The organism is Serratia rhizosphaerae (assembly GCF_009817885.1).
Lineage (GTDB): Bacteria > Pseudomonadota > Gammaproteobacteria > Enterobacterales > Enterobacteriaceae > Serratia_B > Serratia_B rhizosphaerae.
In genome coordinates, this window is the sequence record NZ_CP041764.1 from 1,568,793 (window position 1) to 1,588,010 (window position 19,218).

The window sequence follows — 19,218 nt, forward strand, 5'->3', positions numbered from 1 at the left end:
TCCATGTATTATAGGTTCCCAAAATTTGTCATTGTTGACTTTGGGAACAATTATTATTATTCGTTTAGTCCTGTTACCGGAAGGAACTTCTTTTCTACCTGTACGACTGAAATGAGCCTGATAACTACACATTACTTTGCGAAGATCCTGAGTACTACTACCCACTAAAGGGAAGTACTCATCAGGATGGATTTTTCTTTCAGCTATGGACGGCATATGTTTTCTGGCTATCGATGAGGCAAGGTACACAACGACATTTTCAATATCAGAATCAATCAGTCGCTCAATGATACAATCTAGGGCAATATTGTAGTCTTTGTTTCTGTGCGCTGGTCCCCAAGATTCAAGGATTAGTCCATAAACTCCATCCTCTTCATCGACTGGAGCACTCTGCGTTCAGTTCGGTGCCGTTATTATCAAAAAATATGCATCAGATTGATCTTATGTGAAGGTTTCTACAAAAATACCATTTATCTATATTAATGCGCAACGTTTTAGTAGAATTAGTTCTGTCGATCATTTATTTAAGAAAATTTTCAATTTTTCCAGAAGGGTATCTGTTTCTTTAATCCCGCTCTCTCAAACCATCAACACCTTCCAGTCCATTTCATGTAGTTTTGATGAATGCAAAACATCTCTGACCTCGTTTTTCCACAACTTAACAAACCAGTATTCCTAGTTTGACTTTGGCATATGATTTCGCCGACATTCCTCATGACCATGCCAAAAACAACCATGCACAAAGATAACTTTACATTTTCACCAAAGTACTAAATCTCGTTTACCCGTTGATCTCGGATCGCATAAACGATAACGAAATCCGGCATGAGTGATGAGACTCCTGATAATTCGTTCCGCACAGGCATCTCTTCCTTTTATCCCGGATATCACATAGCCTCGTTGAACTTGAGTAACCGCAGCTATCATAAAACCTTGCTATGTCATGTCATTGCGTAAATGCGCTTTCGTATCGAAAGCCGAAAGCGCATTCAGCAAAAAACATCAGCCAGTAATTATCAGCATTATTGCGACACATTAATTCCGTTTAAGATTGGCAAGCGCGCGCAATGGCCGCCTTTCCAGCTCAAATGTATCGATGAATCGCAGCGAAGATCTTCCATCAGCTAATCCCAGGGTGTCAATCAGAGCGTTTCGCTCAGGTTCTCTCCATTGCCAAAGGGGATGCGTAACGGCTGCGCGCCAGAGCTCTTTTCCATCCTGAATTTCAGTAAGAACCGGTAATGAGTACTCTTTTGATAATTTGATTGTTCCTGGCCTTAAAGCCGCGACGTCTTCCGCCAGCTCAAATGCTCTGTCTCGCCACCCTACCATTTCAGGATAACTCCAGTCATCATCGTTCAAACCGCAGGCAAATTCAGGCATAACCATTGATCGTAAATATGCCATTCCTAAACGCCAGTCAAGTAAACCGTGATATCGGCGGTTACCATAGCGCTGTATGCACTTGTAACAGGCTGTTTGACACTGAGCTGGATGATCCTTCTCAAGAAAATCAACCATTGGCCAGGCGCGCTTATCCTCCAGAATCTCATGTAATAATGTGACTATCAAAGGCGGGGCCCCTACGACGGTTGGCTCGGCAAGCCGTCTGCATAACCCTGAACCGTTGATCAACGCATCTGCGATTTGCAATATAGGTTTCTCATGATGTAGTCGGGGCTCAAGCGTTTCGAATTCATCTGGCGAAACATCCAGATAGAGCGCGGCCTTATGCGTCAATATCTGTGTTGCACTAACAGCCGCCGCGCGTGTAGGCAAATTCATATATTCGCCGTATCTGGCGATCATATTCAGATTAAGGCGAGCATCGAAATGCATTAATTCTAGGTGAAGCGACTCAGTCTCTTTGCTTGATACAAGTCCAAACTTTTGTTTTTCGCCAGAACACCGCCATCTAAAGTTATTGCGTAATCCGGCCCAGTTTGAATCAATCGCTTGATTCCCTTTGATGGGCGAGTAGTAGGTCGCTAATGGAATCGGTGCCTTTTGGTCCGTCGCTAAATCAACAGTAAAACGTTCGCCTTCCTTCTCTCCGTTAATCGGCCCATTATTAAGACGCAAAATAGTAACGCCGCCGCGCCGTACTTTAAAAGGACCACAATTTTCCGGGATACCCTTATGCAATACGGTTGCCGTAGTTTTTAACGACATACGAGTGAAGCTGTCCATGTCATCTTTTGGCTCGAAATCCGTACGGAAAGCGGCAGGAGTAATATAAAGCTCGAATTCATCTGAACTTATAGGTGTATCGCAATCCTCGCAATTAATCATTTTAACAGGTTTATTTTGTTCAAGTTTTGCGGAGCCGCATGACTGGCAAGTTGCAATGTAGTGGCTCGATTCATCCCATGAACATGCAGTTGAGAGTTCAGAAACTCGATTGTCGCGAAGTTGAGGTTCTCGGTAATTACCTGTGAAACCGATCACCTGATGCTTTTTTTTATCCTTAATTAATACCGAACCAGGAGCATACTCAAAAACCGCAAGATCAAGATCGCGGTCCATTGTTGACCATTCGTATTCAGTCTGACCATTTAGCCCTTTTGTTTTGCGCAGCCCCAGATAAAGGTTACGTACCCGAGTCGGCATTCCATACATCGGCAACAGACCTCGCTCGGCCAGAAAGCGAGCAAGTCCCGTGTTGTCATCAGGCGCAGAAGGTCCTAGTTTTCCAATTTCTTCAATTATTTTTTCGGCGTTAATTTCGGAATAAAGGCGTCGGCGCTGATCGGGATCAAAGGTTGCTGCATCAATAAAGCGTTCCCGTATGTCCTGATTTGCTTTTAGCGCGCGATACAATAGTTTGGCCCAGTTCGCTTTATCATCATGGTAGTAATCATGCGTTGAAACATATTCTCCATGAATATCAGGCGGAACGAGCTTATCGCCAGGGAAAGTCATTTTGTTTTTGTGACATTCTTCGCGCAAATAGTTAAAGGCGCTCTTAAGCCAGATTTTCCGCAAAAGTCTTTTGGGAATAGCGTCGTGATCGACCGCTAGGAAAGGCGGAGGGGGCGGATCGCCAGTGATCGCATGAGGATGGGCAAAATAATAAGCATCGTGAGTACGTCCACGACAGAATGTGATCACAAAAGAAAATGCCTGGCCGCGCCGTCCGGCACGACCGACACGTTGCTGATAATTAAATCGTTGGGGCGGCATGTTGGCCTGATAAACTGACTGAAGCGAACCAATGTCAATACCGACCTCCATCGTCGTGGTGACGGCGAGCATATCGATTTCCGCATCAAGTTTTTCAAGCTCGCTCATCTCATCGACGAAGATCCCCTTGAATTTGCGTAGTCGATCGGAGAAATCATCTGTCTGTCCCGTCAACTCCTCGACGTTCAACCGGAAGCGTTTAACGCCATCTCGTTCGCCTCGCACTATACGTTTGCCAAGAAAATTATCTTCCCATAGCGTTTCAACGATACCCCTGGGCTTGATATCAAGCAGTTCCGTGCAACGGGTACAACGTTTAAACCCTAAATGTAAGTGGATCCGTTCACAGTTGCTGCATTGCCAATAAGGATCGCCTGGTTTGGCTACCTTGAGGAATAGTTTACCGATATTAAATAAACCAGTTAAATGCCCTCGGGTTGCGAATTGATTTAATATTTGTGTTAAATTATCCAGATAATTTTTTTCGCCAAATAAAGCTTTAGCAATACGTTTTACTTTTTCTTTGGTAACATCTTTCCCTGTTTTCCATTCGACATAGTTTTCGGGATCAAAATATTTATTTTCTTTGACGCGATAAACGCCAGCGAATACCCTTAGCCAGGCATCGAGCTCGCTCGTATCGTCTCTATCTGAAACGCACGGATATGCTAATCCTGTCTCTTCCAGCGCGAAGAAGGTGTTGGCGAAAATGACATCATCAATTAATTCAGACTGGGTATCAAATATCTTTTTTTTGAGTACCAATCGGTCAGATGAAGAAAGTTTATCATGATATTTAACGATATTCTTGTCTTTTGTAAAATTGGCGTGCCAGACGTCGCTGTCATCCCCATCAGAGCATGGGCGATATTTATAAGGTGATATTCCCAGCCCTGCCAAATCGGACGATATTTTTCCGATGGAATCGCCTTCTGGTTCCAGCAATTTATTAATGTTTACTCGTCTGTATTTACATAAGTCAGCAATATCAGCTTGGTTTTTTTGGAGTTCATATAATTTACCAAACGTATCCATGTCTTTGGCTTGTAGGGCTAAATCCATTTTTTCATTAATACTGTCTTCAGAAATATACTCGCTTTCAGCCTCTCGGAGCATCTCTCTGGCGGCTGCGACCAAAATTTCCCTTCGCAGGTCGCGTAAATGCAATCGTTCGATTTCCAGCGCCATCGATGCCGCATCCTGTCGACTATCGGAAAAAACAATACTCTTGGCTTCCGCGCCGATCGCATGTAGCAATTCAAATAACTCTGTCGCCACCAGCTGGGATGACTTAGTCACACCAGTACGAAATGCCCGAATGGGTGTTCTGGAACGATTGCTGGCTGGTCGACTGGAATAATCGATACCGCAATTAGGGCAACAAAAAGGTTGCGCGGAAGGTTTTTTCACCGGTTCGCCTTTTTTGCTCGGGGCCGGTTTCTGAAAATAGAGATATCCGCGAACCGAATCGGCATTCGCCGCCGATGAGTCTTGTCCTACAGTCACAATTCCGGTAACAGGATTAAGCGTCGCCTTTTCCCATACATCCCAACCTTTTTCGCTGCCTGCTGGATTTTTATCAACTATATCGACAGGCCAGAAAACCGCAAACTCATCCAGTATCATATCATCGTAATATTCTGAGCCGGGGCGTTCCGGAAGATTTTCCAGATTAGTCGCTGAAGGCAATAGCTCTACCGTCGAGCCTTCATTTTGTCCCTTCTGACCACCGAGCAGTAACTCGCCGCACGCTTCGCAGTACAACATTTCGAACAGACGGCGACCGCGTTTTCCGTCTAGAGTTGATGCCGCGTGCGACAAGCCTCGCTCAAGGCAAAAATCGGCGAATTTTGCCTTTCTCTCTCCCGATGATACGGAGGCGAAGAAACCTTCAATATTTCTAACGAAAGTATGCACGCGAAAGGCTGGTGTAACATTGGTTGGCTTATCGCAATCTATCCCGGACTCCGGCAGCGCGCGCGTCAGCATTAATCCGCGTAATGCCAGTTCTGACTCACTCGGTTTACCTGGCTCCTCCGTCAAAAAGACTTTATCGATGATAAGCCCTGGCGGCATCGCCCGTGGCATTTCGCCGTCATTTTCAATACAGGCGTTTGTCAATAATGCAGCAGCGATTTCCGCTGCCTGTTTTATGCCCTGTTTGATATTTTGCTCTTTTACGCCAAGAGCTTGGAAGACATCAAGTAACGCCTGATTTAGAGCTTCCGTCATATCCAGATTGCGGACGACATTGCCCTGGTCTGCAAGGGCGGCGCGCATTAATGCGGCAAAAGGCCGCACGGGGATTTTCCCTGACGGCTTCAAAGGTATGAAGGGTTTTCCCTGAATGACGCAGTTATGCCAGAAATCCGGCTTATCGCTGCCGGGATCCAGTGCATGGCAGCAAGTGCCGAAGGGCGCAAAGAGATCACGCAGGTATTTCCGGGATTGCTCTCCACCCGCGCCATCCATCGGCAGCGATGCTGAAGATGCCAGTAAACGCAATTTGTAGCGGTGTTTCGGATCATCCAGCCCGAGCCGAATAATCAAGGACTTAATCAGCATAGCGGTTTCTGTGCCAGCGGAACCTCGCATTAAATGCAATTCGTCGAATACCAGATAGAAGTATGCGTCATCATTGTTCATGAGCCAGTCATGCGTAGCGCTAAAAATCTTGTCTTCGACTTCACGCGAAAGCATTGCTCCCAGCATTGAGGCGTTAGTAACGAGAACATCAGGCGGGGCGGACTGCATATCCCAGCGAGAAACCATCTCTCCGCCGTCCGCTGAAGGGAATATATATCGGGTCTTTTCCGAAGGATTTTCTTTTTCGTCGAATGCGCGTGCTGCTTGTTGATCACTATCAATTCTGTTCAACGCCTTACGTAATTTCTCAAGATTACGAACGCGACGGCTTTTTTCTGAACTGGTTTTGGAGAGACGGGGATGGCTGGCGTAGCCGGTAACCGGAGTGGCGCTAGTATATTGCCCGAAGAAGATCCTGTTTCCGGCGAAACGATCCTCCATAACCTGTCGTGCGTCAGCAGAATCCAGCGTTTTACGCAAACGCGCCATTTGATCTTCAACCAAAGCGTTCATCGGATAAAGCACCAGTGCCCTGACCGCAGCTGGGCGTTCTTCGCCTTCGCGACGAGAAACCCAGTTCGTTTCTGAGCTATTCCACCATCGGTTTTGCAGATAGCCGCCGCCAGGTCGGGCCCAACGGACGGCCTCATTCGATAATGCGGCCAGGATAGGCAACATAAAGCTTTCCGTTTTTCCCGAACCTGTTCCTGATGTCACAATGCTTGGGCAACCGGGACGAATGCCGCGCTCCAGCATTTGAGTCTGGTGACTATACGGCGCATGAACTGACTGACGCGGCCAAGCCGCATCGCCGGGCTTGGAATCGAACAGGCCGGACAACGCTAGTTCAACAAACGCCTTTCGACCTTCAGGAGACAGGCTATTCAGCGGTCCACCATCCATATCAGCCAAATCTTCGAGGGTTTTATTTGAAGATTCATACCGTAAGACAGGTTCAATATAAGGCTCTGCGGCAAACTCCCCACTACTGTTAAGCAACTCGCGTCTCGCTGTCGCGACAGAAGGATCGGCGATGCGGAAGTTAGTTTCTATATATGAAACGAAGAAGTCCTGAATGCGGCGAAAACCACCAATGGGATCTAACATGATTTCCCTCTCCTGTAATCTATTGGGTGCATAGCTCGTTATTCTGTAAATCGGCGTATAAGTCGATTAACCGCTTCTGATGTGTCGCTTTGTTTTCATCGTCGAACGGCGCGACTTCATGTGCCGTTCGCATCGCCCGTAGAGTATTTGCCAGATCCAAACGTCCGGCTGACATTTTATCCGAGATAGCGAGTTGATCCGGTAGCGAACCTTGCGATGCTACGCCAGGATCCAGTTCACTATGATTTTCTGAGGAAAGATGCAAAGGGGACAGCGCAATCGCATTCTGAATGACGACGTTTTCCATCCGCAGGCGAAGATGTTGTTCCTTCATTTTCTCCGCTTCTTCACAATCTTCGTTTTCAATGGTGCCGCAAATCAGAAATCGTCTGGGCAAATCGCCGCCGTGTAATCTGCCTTTCAGCGCTGGCAGCCAGAAACGTGCAGCGGAACATTCGACACGTTCAATGATGGCGAGAATCGTTCGTGGACAAGAGGCCTCGCTCAACAATAACCCCTGATAAAGCGGCGTCGCCATATTATTTCCTGCACGAACCCAAAGATCTTCGCAGGAAATCATCGTTGGATCGGCGATCTGTCGGATGGAGCGGCCCGAGGAAATTAGCGATTCGGCAATAGCAAGGAAGTCCGGCGTTTCAGGGCCAGATAACAATGGACATTCTCCTGCCAACATCAACGCCAGAAATTGCGTCATGAGTATCTTTCCGTCAGGCGTCAGCAACTTGTTCTCTCTGACGATATGACCTAATTCTTCGCAGGATACAACTCTCGCTTGCGCCGGGAGACGAACTTCGGGGAACGCTGAATAAGTCATACGACGAGTCTTCTCAGCAATGGCGATATTTATTTTTTCGAGTTCAATTTGTGCTTGGGCGGTACGTTCTTCGACATCTGTTAAAGATGCCAAACACACTTCACGCTCGCAGGTCAGGGAAGCCAGTATTTGACGCTGGCTTTCGTTCTGAGCGCATAAATCAGAGTTAGCGTCTTTCAGACGACTAATTTCACTTTCAAGATCCGCTTTTTCCTGTTTAAGTGTTCGTTCTATGTTTGCTTGCTTTTCTGTAAAATCAATGTGCAATTTTTCTTGTTCGAGCTGCCGTAATTGCGCGATCTCCTCTTCGAACTCGTTTTTCCTTGTTTTCTCAAAAGCGGCTATTTCCGTTTCAACAGCTTCACGACGTCGCTGGCGTTCAGCAGAAAACTCGTTATCGAGCACCTTATGGTGTTCGGCGCGTAATGCTACTCGCTCTTCTTCCGCGATATTTTGTATCTGTCGTTCGAGCAGGTCGGCGATATTATGGTCCTTCAATGCCGCTTCAGCGAACTGACGGGCTAGAGAATCCTCCTCCTCCAACGTCTTCGCCAACTCTCCTGCCCGGAGTGTTTGAGCGGCGGTCAGCATGTCGTTGATGCCGGAGGTTAATTTTCCGGTTTGTTCGTCGGCATATTTCCGAAGCCATTCAGCGACCATTGCTGTTGAGTTAGCGCAGGAAAGATGCTGAATGACGTTTTCAATGTACTGCTTATCTGGCGTCCAGTCATGGATCTGAGCAGGCGAAGCACCGACATCAGGCATATAAAACGCTTTTCCATTCTCAGACATGTCGGATACGATAATTACGCCGTTTTCGTTGAAATCATATTCGTAAACGTTCTGGTTTCTGGACAGGATAAGGCTCCCGGATTGCGATTCTGCCAGATTAACCAGAATAAGCGCATCCGACCCGAAGCGGATAGCCCATAGCCCTGGTTCGCCGCCTACCGTTATGCCCTCGAAACTCAATAGGCGACGTGCTTCCAATAGAGACTGCCCGAAAGATAAATCGTAATAGGGATAAATACGACGGGAGCGTTTCGCCTGCACCTTTCTGCGGGGGCCAGGACCCACCTGAAAAGCGGCCCATTCGCCTTTACGAAGCCGTAATTCGTCAGCATCGTTAAATTCAACTTCTCCCGTTCGAGGAAATAACTTCTTAGAATCGATCCTACGCCAGCCATTCGGGGTTTCCTGCGCGACGGCTTTAAGGTAGGACTGATAATTTCTGCGGTCATATTGACCAAGATACCAGGGGATTTCGCTCATTATTATTTTCCTTATTATCTCGGACCCAGTATGAGTTGCCCGTCTCGCCATGCCAGACGTATTTTCCCGCCGGAATGGCGAGCGGAGGAAACCAGATTGCTTACATCCCTCTCACCGTCCGGCACGAGGGAAGAAATACACCCCGGAAGCAGCGATTTCAGCCAGAGGAAAGAGGCGTCATTGACAGGATAAACATAACCAGAATCCGTTGGGCCTCCGTTTCTGAGCGTGTGGCGCCGTATTCCCGCGGCCAGCGCGTCAGGTAGGCCGCAATCAGTGATAAGACATAACAAATGATTGTTGGCGACGAGTTCAAATATGGGGGTACGGTTTTTCGCGCTAGCGGCGATAATAGCGGCAGTTCGGGAAAGATAATGTGTCGTTTTTCGCCCAGAAACGACCCGATAGATATCATGATCTCGACCACCTGGATGAATATGAAGTGACAGCGACGCAGATTTTTTATCTAGGGTATCATGTCGCTGAAATCTTCCTGAATACCAATTCCAGACTGCCTTTGACTCGTGTAGTTCAGCGGCGTGTTCTGTCGTGGTTAGTGCAAGCGGCGTTGTATCAGATGACGATGGGGCTTCGATAAGTGGCCATCCTAGTCGCAGGGATAACGCAACAGGGTTGGCGAGTAAGGCCCCAAATACAGGTGGCGACCAGAGGCTTACGCCGCGACGACGGAAACTTTCTCCACCCAGCCCGGCGACCACTTTTCGAAAATCATCCATCAGACAGGCGCAGACTGAGCCTTCCACAACGACCAGAGAATTTTCTCCGTAGCGAATATGAAGTAATGAAGGTTTAATCAGCGTCCATGCCCGACCTTTCCACCCAGGGCGCAGGCGTGGCTCGATTAGACCCGCATGATGTAAACAACGAATCAAATGCCATACGTTGATATCGCCGTTCATACGCCTGAGAAGCTCGATTAACTCGGCCTCTTCCCAGCCGCTAGCACCACTCGCGTAAATCGCTTCAAGAAGATGATCGCAACACGCTTCACTATCTTCCCACTCAAACAGTCCTTCGAAATTAAACGTCGGTGCCTTTAGTGAAGGCGTCAACCAATCGCAAAGCGGCTCAAACTGGTATCTTGCGCTTTCGCCTAAAGTTGGGTGCGGTATGGCGTGGGTGAAAAAACGCGCGCGACGCCGCCACGGCGGCATTTTTTCACCCGCCTCGAGGGCTGGCTCGATGAAAAATTCACCGTTAAGCGGCACAGAAGAATTCAGCCGACCATCTATTACAGAAATATTGGTTCCAGCTTCATCATTCCCGAATGAATATATTTTGTAGCGTCGCGTATCTGACTCAACAGAAGGCAAAAATGCCGGTAATCCCAGCCATCCTCCGGGAACGCGTATTCCATCGTATAGTTGAGGGCGCGTAACGTCATCATCCTGAATACCCGAAGAGGATCTTACTGAGCGGAATATATCGACCGCTGAAACCCTGTTCATCGGTTGCGCCGTTAAAATCCACTCGTCCTCTGCGATATATTCGTTAAGGCGCTTGCTCATCTGTACAGAGTGTTTACTGGATAAAGCGATATGAAACCGTTGCGAGTCTACATCGGGTGATGGCTTAGTTCTCCAGCGTCCGTGTCCGATCTCATAAAAAAAGAGTAAGCCGATCTGCATCGCCTTCCCCAGATTTTCGCTGCTCCCTGCGTCGCTGGCCCTAAGGGCTTCAGATAATGTAGGATGAAAGACGCTTTCGTCACTCTCGCCAGCGACACTGAAATAGCATCGCGAGCCATCGAAATCGACGTACATATCAATGATGGTCTGATGTGGTGTTACACATGACGATATCTGGATCGCTCGTTGGCGCAAGCGCCAAAAAGGCATATCGAACAGCGCGCGACGTCCCAACAACCACGCGTCTCTGAATTCGGCAAAAGCCTCCTTCAGCGGATGAGAAACGCCGTGTCTCTGAATAACGATTTGAAAGTATTCAATTAACTGGCGTGGGTTCGAGGCGGCTTGTGGATAGCTTTCAAGACATTCGCTCATCAGGCGTAGATCGGCTTTATTCGGGAATGCCAATCGCAGCGTGTGACCGATCTGGACCCAGCCATCCCGCGGCGGCAAGATAAGACGCCTGTAGGGTTCGCCTTCGTGGATGCGTTGTTTAAGCCATTCGGCTAATGCCTCCCACATCTTGTTGACGCCGGATAAGTTCTGAAAACTATGCGTGGTCTGCAACCAGCTCTGTAGTTTCAGTCGAAAGTCATTGCGTTCTTCCTGTACGTCGAATTGACTGCTAATAAGCAACGTCATGACCAGATACGTAAAATATCCAGGCGATCGACGAGTCGACTTTTCCATCATCCCGCCTTCAAGGCGCTGCGGCAGGTCCGGTATTTTCGACATGTAGGTTCGAAATGCCTCTTCAACTTCATCCCCGCTAACGCCGCTGTCAGCGAATGCCTCAGCGAGCGTCACCGGCGTAACTTCAAACCAGCGAATATCCTGCGCGTCGCCGTTGGCACCGAATCGGAGAAAATAATCAATCAGTTTCTTTTCCCAGCAGTCGGGCGTAACAAGCAACGTCCAGTTCATTCGCGCATATCCCCCGTCCTGTGGGTATTGTTTTGGGCGATCATCGCAAGTGGCTCCAGAATACGTTCGGCCAGAAAACGAACGGAAGGAACTGCAAGTCCGTCGCCAATCACTTTAAATGCCGATTGATACGCTGTCGGGAGGATAAAATCATCCGGCAACCCCATTAACGCCGCCGCTTCTTTGACCGACAACAAACGCGTTTTCACCTGGTTGCCCTTGACGACGATAATGCGAGGACGAGAAGCGCCACCTTTCGGTGTTCTCAGACAACCAAGAACTGCGGAGAACGTAATTTCGGTCCGTTGCCTGTTGATGCCTTTTTCCTTACGCATACGTAAATAAAGGCTGCCTGTTATTGTCTCGCCGGATGCCTGCGCGTTCACCAGACGCGCTAGGTTCGCCGGTGCCATCATACTGATGAGACGTCGTGTTTCATCGGCAGAATTCCATAACGCGTTTTCGTCTTCAAAATCGATTAAGTCGTCCAGCTCCTTCGTTCTGGCGTCTGGCATATTGCCTGGCGACCACCAGATCCAGTCATTACGGGCATCTTTCGCCAGCGCATCGCAGGCGCGAAGAAGTGACGACGAATGCCATTGCGACAAAGGTTCTTCTGAAACTAAACATGCAGGAATGGAAACATGACGACTAATCGCCACAAGAAATACGCGGGGCCTAGATTGTGGAAGAAAGTGCTTTGCATCAATGATTATTGCGCCATAGCGGTAACCTGTTTTACTTAACTGATGGCATATCGCGGCGAAATGGCTCCCTTGATCCAACGTCAGCAACCCAAGAACATTTTCAAGAACAAGAATCGGCGGCTTACGGTTTTCCTCGCCGAGCCTGCTTATTAAATCGAGGAACGGCCATACCGCGCCGGAACGCGTGGTTTTATCTACACTGGAATCTTTTTCGCCGATCCCCAGGCCATTACCGGCCAGCGATAAATCCTGACAGGGGAACGATGCCCAACTTAAATCAGCATGGTGCGGCAGATCACTGGGGGCAATTTCGCGTACATCGCGTGTGTCGAAATGTTCATCTCCCCAGTTGTCGATATAGGTCGATACTTTTATCGGGTCCATGTCGTTGGCAAACAGGCATTGCCACTGTTTTCCCAGCCCGACCCTGGCCATACCGCCACCCGCGAAAAACTCATAGAAACAAAATCCCTCCTCGTGAGGTTCCGTTAAATGATTGTCACTCGTGGTGGTTTTAGTGCTCATGACCTGACCATAAAATAGCGTTACTGAAACGAGACATCGTTCAATTTCCTGAAAGGGATATTCTTAATTAGATAGTTTATAAAATCATGAAGATAACATCTATATGGATAAATGTACTGATTGTGAAGAAAAACATAGGAAACGACTGAAAACAAGATAATCTTTCCTTAAGTAAATGTGGGCAGACATCACAATCGTAGACAATACCGCATTCATCGTGGACTGACCCCACGACCGTAGACAAATTCTGTCCTCACGACGAGGCCTGTTCGAAGGCCTCCGGACTGACGCCGCCGAGGTGACTGTGGCGCCGGGCCCGGTTGTAGAACACTTCAATGTAATCGAAGATATCCGCCCGGGCCAGATCCCGGGTTTTGTATATTCTCTTCCTGATGCGTTCTTTTTTCAGTGAACTGAAGAACGATTCGGCCACCGCATTATCCCAGCAGTTGCCACGCCGGCTCATGCTCGGTGCCAGGTGATTGGCCCGGCAGAAGCGCTGCCAGTCGTCACTGCCGTACTGACTACCTTGATCGCTATGTACGATGACCTCGCCGTCCGGTTTTCGGCACCAGACCGCCATCATCAGCGCGTCGAGCGCCAGTTCGCGCGAGAGAGTGGGTTTCATCGACCAGCCGACCACATTACGGGCAAAGAGATCGATAACCACCGCCAGATACAACCATCCCTGCCAGGTGCGGATGTAAGTAATATCGGTGACCCAGACCTGATTGGCCCGGACAACGGTAAACTGCCGTTGCACGCGATTAGGGGCAACCACTGAAGGTCTGCCAACGATACGACGTGGCGCTTTATAGCCGCGCACGGCTTTGATCCGGTTCAGTTGCATAATGCGACTTACACGATTTTTACCGCAGGTTTCACCGATTTCTCTCAGGTCGCCATGCACCCGACGATAACCATACACGCCACCGCTCAACGCATACGAATCGCGAATGAGCGTCAACAGACGCTGGTTGTCTTTCTCGTGTTCGGAGACAGGATTATGCAACCACGCATAAAACCCGGCCCGGGCGACGTTGAGTACCCGACACATTCTCATCACCGGCCAGATGGTGCGGTGCTCATTGATAAAGCGGTACTTTAGTCGGGCTCCCTTGCAAAGTACCGCGCGGCCTTTTTCAGGATATCCCGTTCTTCTTCGGTGCGTTTTAGCTGCGCCCGTAGTTTCAGGATCTCGCTTTTGGCTTCCAGTAAATCCCGGGCATGCTGTTCGCTGTTATCAGGCTTGATAGCCCGTAGCCACTTATATGAGGCTGTGCGCAGAAACGCCCAGACGGTCAGATACTTCAGCAACGGAATAACCGCGCTCCGTTATCTGACGGAGAGCTTCTTCCTTAAATTCAGGTGTAAATCGTGGTGTGCCCATATGCCCCCCTATGCTCAAACTATAGGGCAGGATCGTCTACCGGGGCTGGGTCAGTCCACTTATCATCATAAAAACACGGCAGAATCGCGTACAACGCATTGATTAAAAAATTAAACTTTACACCCTGAAATTAATTACTCACCTCAAACCGAAGATGTGGCATCTGTGCTTCCCCATTCCCCTCATAAACCACAGAATTACTAAAAGAGAACACCCTGCCACTGTACTTGATATTGATAGTATCGCCATCGGCACTGACATTTGCTGCACTACCCGCTGCAACCAGAAATGGAACCTGCTTTGCCAGGCTGGCGCTCACATTCCCCTCCAACTTCCCGGATAAATAGTAGCGGTAAGAGTTTGCTACGGTGGCTCCGCCGCCTGAATATTCCGTGACATAGAGCCAGGTGCTGTCGCTAAGCTGTTGCGTACTCACCAACCGGGTGCCTGCCAGCTCATCCCCATCAGCATTGAGCATCACAAAGCCAATAACAACGATCAGCAAGACGGCAGTCAGGGAATAATGAAACCACTTAATAACCGTTTTCAACGGCATATTTGACTCCTTCCTTTATCCAATACTGATCGGTGGGATCATCACCATAGGGAGGATCTTTATACCATTTTCCCCATTCCGAGCGTGATGTTTTAGCTCGGGTTTGCGCCCATCCGGCCCCCATTAAGAGAATATTAACCGGGATACCCGCAGCAAAACCCGTTGCACCAAAATTAAAGTTACCAAAATCAGCCCAATATGGGTCAAATTGCTTATAGTCCCACGGGCCTTTATTGCGAACTTTCTGATAGAACCAGTAATAAGTTAAAGGAAGCGCCATACCTCGTGGTTCACCGCGTTTCCTCGCCTCTTTCATGTTGTTGCGCACAATGCCAATCCCCGGCCCTGCAACAGGTATTGAAGACATCACTTATCCCTCAGTGAAAAAATCCTCACAGAGTATATGCATATAGCAACGGTATGATTAATAGGCAAATGCCTGGAGTGTGATGCTCAGCACCAACATGTTAAAACTCTCAGGGTAGCAAATAGCACTGTGGCCAGATGTACACAACTATCAGTTGGGGCCAGAAAGGAACTAACACCGCAGAAAAACAGCAACAACACCAAATTCCAGGCACAAAAAAACCACCTCTCGGTGGCTTCTTGTTTCACAACTACTTGCTAAATGGTGCGAAGGCCGGACTCAAATAACAACATATATCTATGATATATATAGATTTATTAAAAACAACCAAAGGTTGTGCCCCCTTTTGTGCCCCCAGTATAAATTCCGTGAAACGCTAGAAATTTGGCCTATCACTATCACACCAGACTAACATTCAACCATCCAAAGAAACCGGTTAGGTTCCGAGTCACGAACCCAAACCAAAAATATACTACGCATAAATTGTCGTAGTCTTTCTCTGATCACAGCACTTGTACCTTAGACTCTCAGATAAAAAAGATTTACCGAGAAACTGTTCACCCTATACACCCAACACACTTTATTATTTAATTTCAATGCATTGGGTGGTTAACAGTTACTTTCACACTGTGCACCGCTGTTCACCTACTGGTGAACAGCCTAAACCGAGAGCACCGAAAACTGACCTGGGCCGATTTGGGGAACACTTGCCAATATGACGTTCTAGTACTGCATATACATACTTGTTCACTGTCACTATTAGGCGGAATGATGATGCAGCCCGCAATGGGTTGGGCAAACCGGCAAGGGCTGGTAAAATCACTTAGTGGAATAATTTTCTATTTTTCATACAGAAGCAAATATAATATTTCAATGTAAAATGATAACTCGATAGGTGCTCTATGCAATCTGATAACTTTTCGCGCCCAAGATCCCTGCGTTCAGCCGATGCTATAAACGCAAAGAACGCCTTATTGAATGAACCACACGTTGAGCAGCTTACTAAGTATGTTGAAGAGCTAAAGATCAGACACCCTGGGTGGGAGTTCCCCTATTTTGATCCACATGATGGTGGGCAAGATGCTGATATCCTTTTTCTACTTGAAAAACCCGGCCCGAAAACATCTCCGGGGCGTGGCGGCTCAGGTTTTATCTCAAGGGATAATAATGATGCCACTGCCGAAGCTATTTTTAATTTCATGAACGTAGCAGGTATCCCACGAAAACGCACTGTGCTATGGAATACTATCCCCGGCTGGAATGGAACGATTAAGCTGACATCGGCTGAAAAAAAGGAAGGACTATCAGAACTTGTCAATTTATTAGCTCTTCTTCCAAATCTTTCCACCATTGTGCTAGTAGGCCGTAAGGCAGAGAAAGCTATACCGATGATCGAAATGAAACCAGTGAAAATAATTGTGTCCGCACACCCATCACCTAAAGTAAGGGCAATCAATAGAGCAGTGTGGGATAGCATTCCAGGGCACTGGTTAGAGGCATTGTAATCGGATAACTATCATCCATTAGAACGATATTTATAGCAAATTACTCGCCTACGGGTGAACAGCCTGAACCACAAGCACAAAAAAACCGGCCGAAGCCGGTTTGGAGAGCGCTTGTCGTTATAATATTGGCCGCGCTGCGGCCAATATGATGCCCTGGTGTTGCTGTGTGTATTTTGTTCACAGCCACTATAGACGGCATGGTGATTAAGCGTCCAATGGGTTCGGCAGATCAATCATGGCGTATTGATCGGCATGACCGATCGTTCTGTTAGCTCCCACGCGCACTGCACTTCGGCAACCAGTCCGCCTCGCAGTCATCACTCAATATCAGGTTGGTTTGTATCCCCTGCTTGGTGCGGCGCTTAAGTAACGTATGCTCATACTCTTTCAGCGTCTGCGGCACCGCCTGGCCGAACGCCGTCAAGTTCATGGCGTTCTGATAGCCACGCGCCGCCATAAACGACAGGTAGGCGTGGTACAGATAGCGCCGCGGGTTGGCCGGGGTAATATTGGCGTTACCGATCATCATCCCTTCCGGGGTGCCGAGCACCGTCAGGTAACCGCAAAAATCGACCAGCGGATCGGCATGCCGTTTGATCTCCAGGGCTTCCGTCGAACTCTGCTGCGCCTGGAGCAGTGTGCGGGCGTCATTCGGGTTGGCAAACCGCTGCATCAGATGGCGCACAATCACTGCCAGCTCTTTGGTTATCTTCTTCAACAGCAGCGGATCGCGCTCTTCGGGGGCAACGGCCTCCGGGAACGGCAGGATAACCCGGCGACGGGAGATACCCCCGCTGCGGTCACTGAACTGCATTGGGTTGTTATTCACCGCCAATATCACCGCCGGGATGTGTGCCGCGTAGGCGTCGCGGTATTTGGGGTCGATAGCCACCGCATCGCCGCCGGTGATGGCCTTGATGCCCGCGCCGTCACCGCTCCATTTCTCCTGGTCGGGCAGGATAATCAGCGAAAAACCGACCACCGAGGCACGTTCACGCGCCGATTCCAGGTTATCAATGGTAGCGGAAGTGGTGTTGTCCGCCCCGGCCAGCAGTCGGGCAATGGCTGCCATCACGCTCTTGCCGCTGCCACCGGGGCCGGTCACTTCAAGGAACAGTTGCCAGTCGTAGCGGTTGGCCAGCACCATAAATAACGCCGCGAGAATGCGCTCCTGCTTGTCGGGGTTACGTCCGGCGGCCCGCGTCAACCACTGCCAGAAGTGCGGCGCATGGTCGGCCAGATTTTCCCCGGTGCGCGGCGGCGTATAGTCCACGCTGTTGACGGTGCGCAGCCAGTGCTCCTTACGGTGAGCGCTGAACTGGCCGCTGACCGTATCAAATACCCCGTTACGAAAGCCTATCAACCGACGGGCCGGTTCGCCCATCTGCGGCACCATCAGCTTGAGAGTATCTAAAATGCTGTTGATACCGGCGGCAGAAAACGGCGCTCGCACCTTCTGGAACAGCGCGGCAATCTCCCGGCTCAGTTGCCGGTGCGGCAGCACCTGCCAGGCGCCGCGCGTGTAGCGGCACAGCTCTTCCCCCACCGGCGGCACCGCCAGGGTATTGCCGTAGTGCTCGGCGAGCAATTCAGCTTTCTCACTGGCGCTCATGGCTTTCAAGTCGGCATCACTCAACGTATCAAACGGGCTGGGCTGCGGCGGCTGACTGAATGCCTGGAGCTGGGCGCACGTAGCCTCAGCCCCCCCCTGACAATAGACGTCATTCCAATCGCCCACCGTCGGCGGCAGTGCCGGGGTGCCGCCGGTCAATGCAGCCGCCTCGACGGCGCGGGCCTGTCCGGTGCCGTTCTCGTCGTTATCAGCGGCCAGCAATAAACGTGCATCCGGGTAATGGCTGCGCATCTGCTGCGCCACGGCGGCCAGGTTGTTGGCATTCAGCGCGATGCAGACCGTTTCACCGGTCAGCCGGTGCACGGTGAGGCCGGTGGCGTAACCTTCGGTAAGCCAGATAACCGCGTTATCCTGGCCGCTCAGAGTGTGGCAAGCGGCTTTCACCTGTCCACCGACCAACATACGTTTATCACCATTGGCATTAATCAGCTGTACGTTAACCACTTCCCCCCCGGCATTGTGCAAGGGTAGCAGCAAGTCGCCGGGATGGTAGCCAATACCGCCGACGCGCAGCGGCTGACCGTGCAGGGTCAGCGTCTCCACCTCCGGCCAGCCCTTGGCGCTCAGGTAGGCATTGCCGGACTGGAGCCACGCGGCAGCCACCAGAGCCTGTGCCTGTTGGGCGGCTTTTCGCTGCGACTCGGCCTTATCCTGCTGCGTGTTATGGACGCCAACGGGCGCAGACGACGCGCTGGGGTTATCCCCCATCACGGCGGCCACCTGTTCGGCGGCGGCCTTGGCGGTCAGTGACAAGGCTTTTTCCACCAGATTGAGGCCGTCACCGGCCCCGCACTGGTTACAGAACCAGGTGCCGCGTCCATCCTGATTATCAAAACGGAAACGGTCTTTGCCGCCGCAGGCCGGGCACGGCTGCGGCTTGCCGTTTGGCTGCAAGGCAATGCCAAGAGCCGGGAGTATCACCGGCCAGTGGCCGGTGGCGGTGCGTACGGTCTGGGAAACGAAATGGGCGCTCATCTTC

At 49.8% G+C, this 19,218-nt stretch carries 9 protein-coding genes and 1 pseudogene; 1 reads left to right on the forward strand and 9 read right to left on the reverse strand.

The features are described 5' to 3' along the window. Positions 1-759 precede the first annotated feature (759 nt). The 8 genes and pseudogenes from FO014_RS24260 to FO014_RS07420 all read right to left on the reverse strand — a co-directional run bounded on the left by FO014_RS24260 (position 760) and on the right by FO014_RS07420 (position 15,101). On the reverse strand, positions 760-927 hold the full coding sequence (locus tag FO014_RS24260; RefSeq protein ID WP_201282921.1) for a PDDEXK family nuclease: 168 nt from the start codon (positions 925-927) through the stop codon (positions 760-762). A 108-nt stretch (positions 928-1,035) separates the two neighbouring features. Further along, a complete protein-coding gene (locus tag FO014_RS07385; RefSeq protein ID WP_160028651.1) occupies positions 1,036-6,876 on the reverse strand; it encodes a DEAD/DEAH box helicase in 5,841 nt (1,946 codons plus the stop codon). A gap of 19 nt (positions 6,877-6,895) precedes the next feature. Then, positions 6,896-8,983 (reverse strand): hypothetical protein, encoded by a 2,088-nt coding sequence (locus tag FO014_RS07390; protein ID WP_160028653.1) that lies wholly within the window; start codon positions 8,981-8,983, stop codon positions 6,896-6,898. Positions 8,984-8,997: 14 nt separating this feature from the next. Continuing rightward, on the reverse strand, positions 8,998-11,556 hold the full coding sequence (locus FO014_RS07395; RefSeq protein ID WP_160028655.1) for a hypothetical protein: 2,559 nt from the start codon (positions 11,554-11,556) through the stop codon (positions 8,998-9,000). Continuing rightward, a complete protein-coding gene (locus tag FO014_RS07400; RefSeq protein WP_160028657.1) occupies positions 11,553-12,788 on the reverse strand; it encodes a DNA cytosine methyltransferase in 1,236 nt (411 codons plus the stop codon). Before FO014_RS07400 ends, FO014_RS07395 begins: the two co-directional genes overlap by 4 nt. A gap of 253 nt (positions 12,789-13,041) precedes the next feature. Beyond that, positions 13,042-14,178 (reverse strand): annotated as a pseudogene (locus FO014_RS07405) (IS3 family transposase). Positions 14,179-14,308: 130 nt separating this feature from the next. Further along, the gene (locus tag FO014_RS07415; protein WP_160028689.1) at positions 14,309-14,734 is read right to left on the reverse strand and encodes a hypothetical protein; all 426 of its coding nucleotides are present in this window, start codon (positions 14,732-14,734) and stop codon (positions 14,309-14,311) included. Continuing rightward, positions 14,712-15,101 carry a polymorphic toxin type 44 domain-containing protein gene (locus FO014_RS07420; RefSeq protein ID WP_201282922.1) on the reverse strand — a complete coding sequence of 130 codons (390 nt, stop codon included), beginning with the start codon at positions 15,099-15,101 and terminating at the stop codon, positions 14,712-14,714. Before FO014_RS07420 ends, FO014_RS07415 begins: the two co-directional genes overlap by 23 nt. Before the next feature lie 902 nt (positions 15,102-16,003). Between FO014_RS07420 and FO014_RS07425 the strand changes: the two genes are divergently transcribed. After that, the gene (locus FO014_RS07425) at positions 16,004-16,606 is read left to right on the forward strand and encodes a uracil-DNA glycosylase (protein ID WP_160028691.1); all 603 of its coding nucleotides are present in this window, start codon (positions 16,004-16,006) and stop codon (positions 16,604-16,606) included. 268 nt (positions 16,607-16,874) lie between these two features. Here FO014_RS07425 and FO014_RS07430 read toward each other — a convergent pair whose 3' ends face one another. Continuing rightward, positions 16,875-19,214 (reverse strand): primase-helicase zinc-binding domain-containing protein, encoded by a 2,340-nt coding sequence (locus FO014_RS07430; RefSeq protein ID WP_160028693.1) that lies wholly within the window; start codon positions 19,212-19,214, stop codon positions 16,875-16,877. Positions 19,215-19,218 lie beyond the last annotated feature (4 nt).

Bases quoted from the DNA above. Each gene is read 5' to 3' on its own strand.
- FO014_RS24260 (WP_201282921.1), bottom strand. From the start codon at position 927: ATGATAGCTGCGGTTACTCAAGTTCAACGAGGCTATGTGATATCCGGG.
- FO014_RS07385 (WP_160028651.1), bottom strand. From the start codon at position 6,876: ATGTTAGATCCCATTGGTGGTTTTCGCCGCATTCAGGACTTCTTCGTT.
- FO014_RS07390 (WP_160028653.1), bottom strand. From the start codon at position 8,983: ATGAGCGAAATCCCCTGGTATCTTGGTCAATATGACCGCAGAAATTAT.
- FO014_RS07395 (WP_160028655.1), bottom strand. From the start codon at position 11,556: ATGAACTGGACGTTGCTTGTTACGCCCGACTGCTGGGAAAAGAAACTG.
- FO014_RS07400 (WP_160028657.1), bottom strand. From the start codon at position 12,788: ATGAGCACTAAAACCACCACGAGTGACAATCATTTAACGGAACCTCAC.
- FO014_RS07415 (WP_160028689.1), bottom strand. From the start codon at position 14,734: ATGCCGTTGAAAACGGTTATTAAGTGGTTTCATTATTCCCTGACTGCC.
- FO014_RS07420 (WP_201282922.1), bottom strand. From the start codon at position 15,101: ATGTCTTCAATACCTGTTGCAGGGCCGGGGATTGGCATTGTGCGCAAC.
- FO014_RS07425 (WP_160028691.1), top strand. From the start codon at position 16,004: ATGCAATCTGATAACTTTTCGCGCCCAAGATCCCTGCGTTCAGCCGAT.
- FO014_RS07430 (WP_160028693.1), bottom strand. From the start codon at position 19,214: ATGAGCGCCCATTTCGTTTCCCAGACCGTACGCACCGCCACCGGCCAC.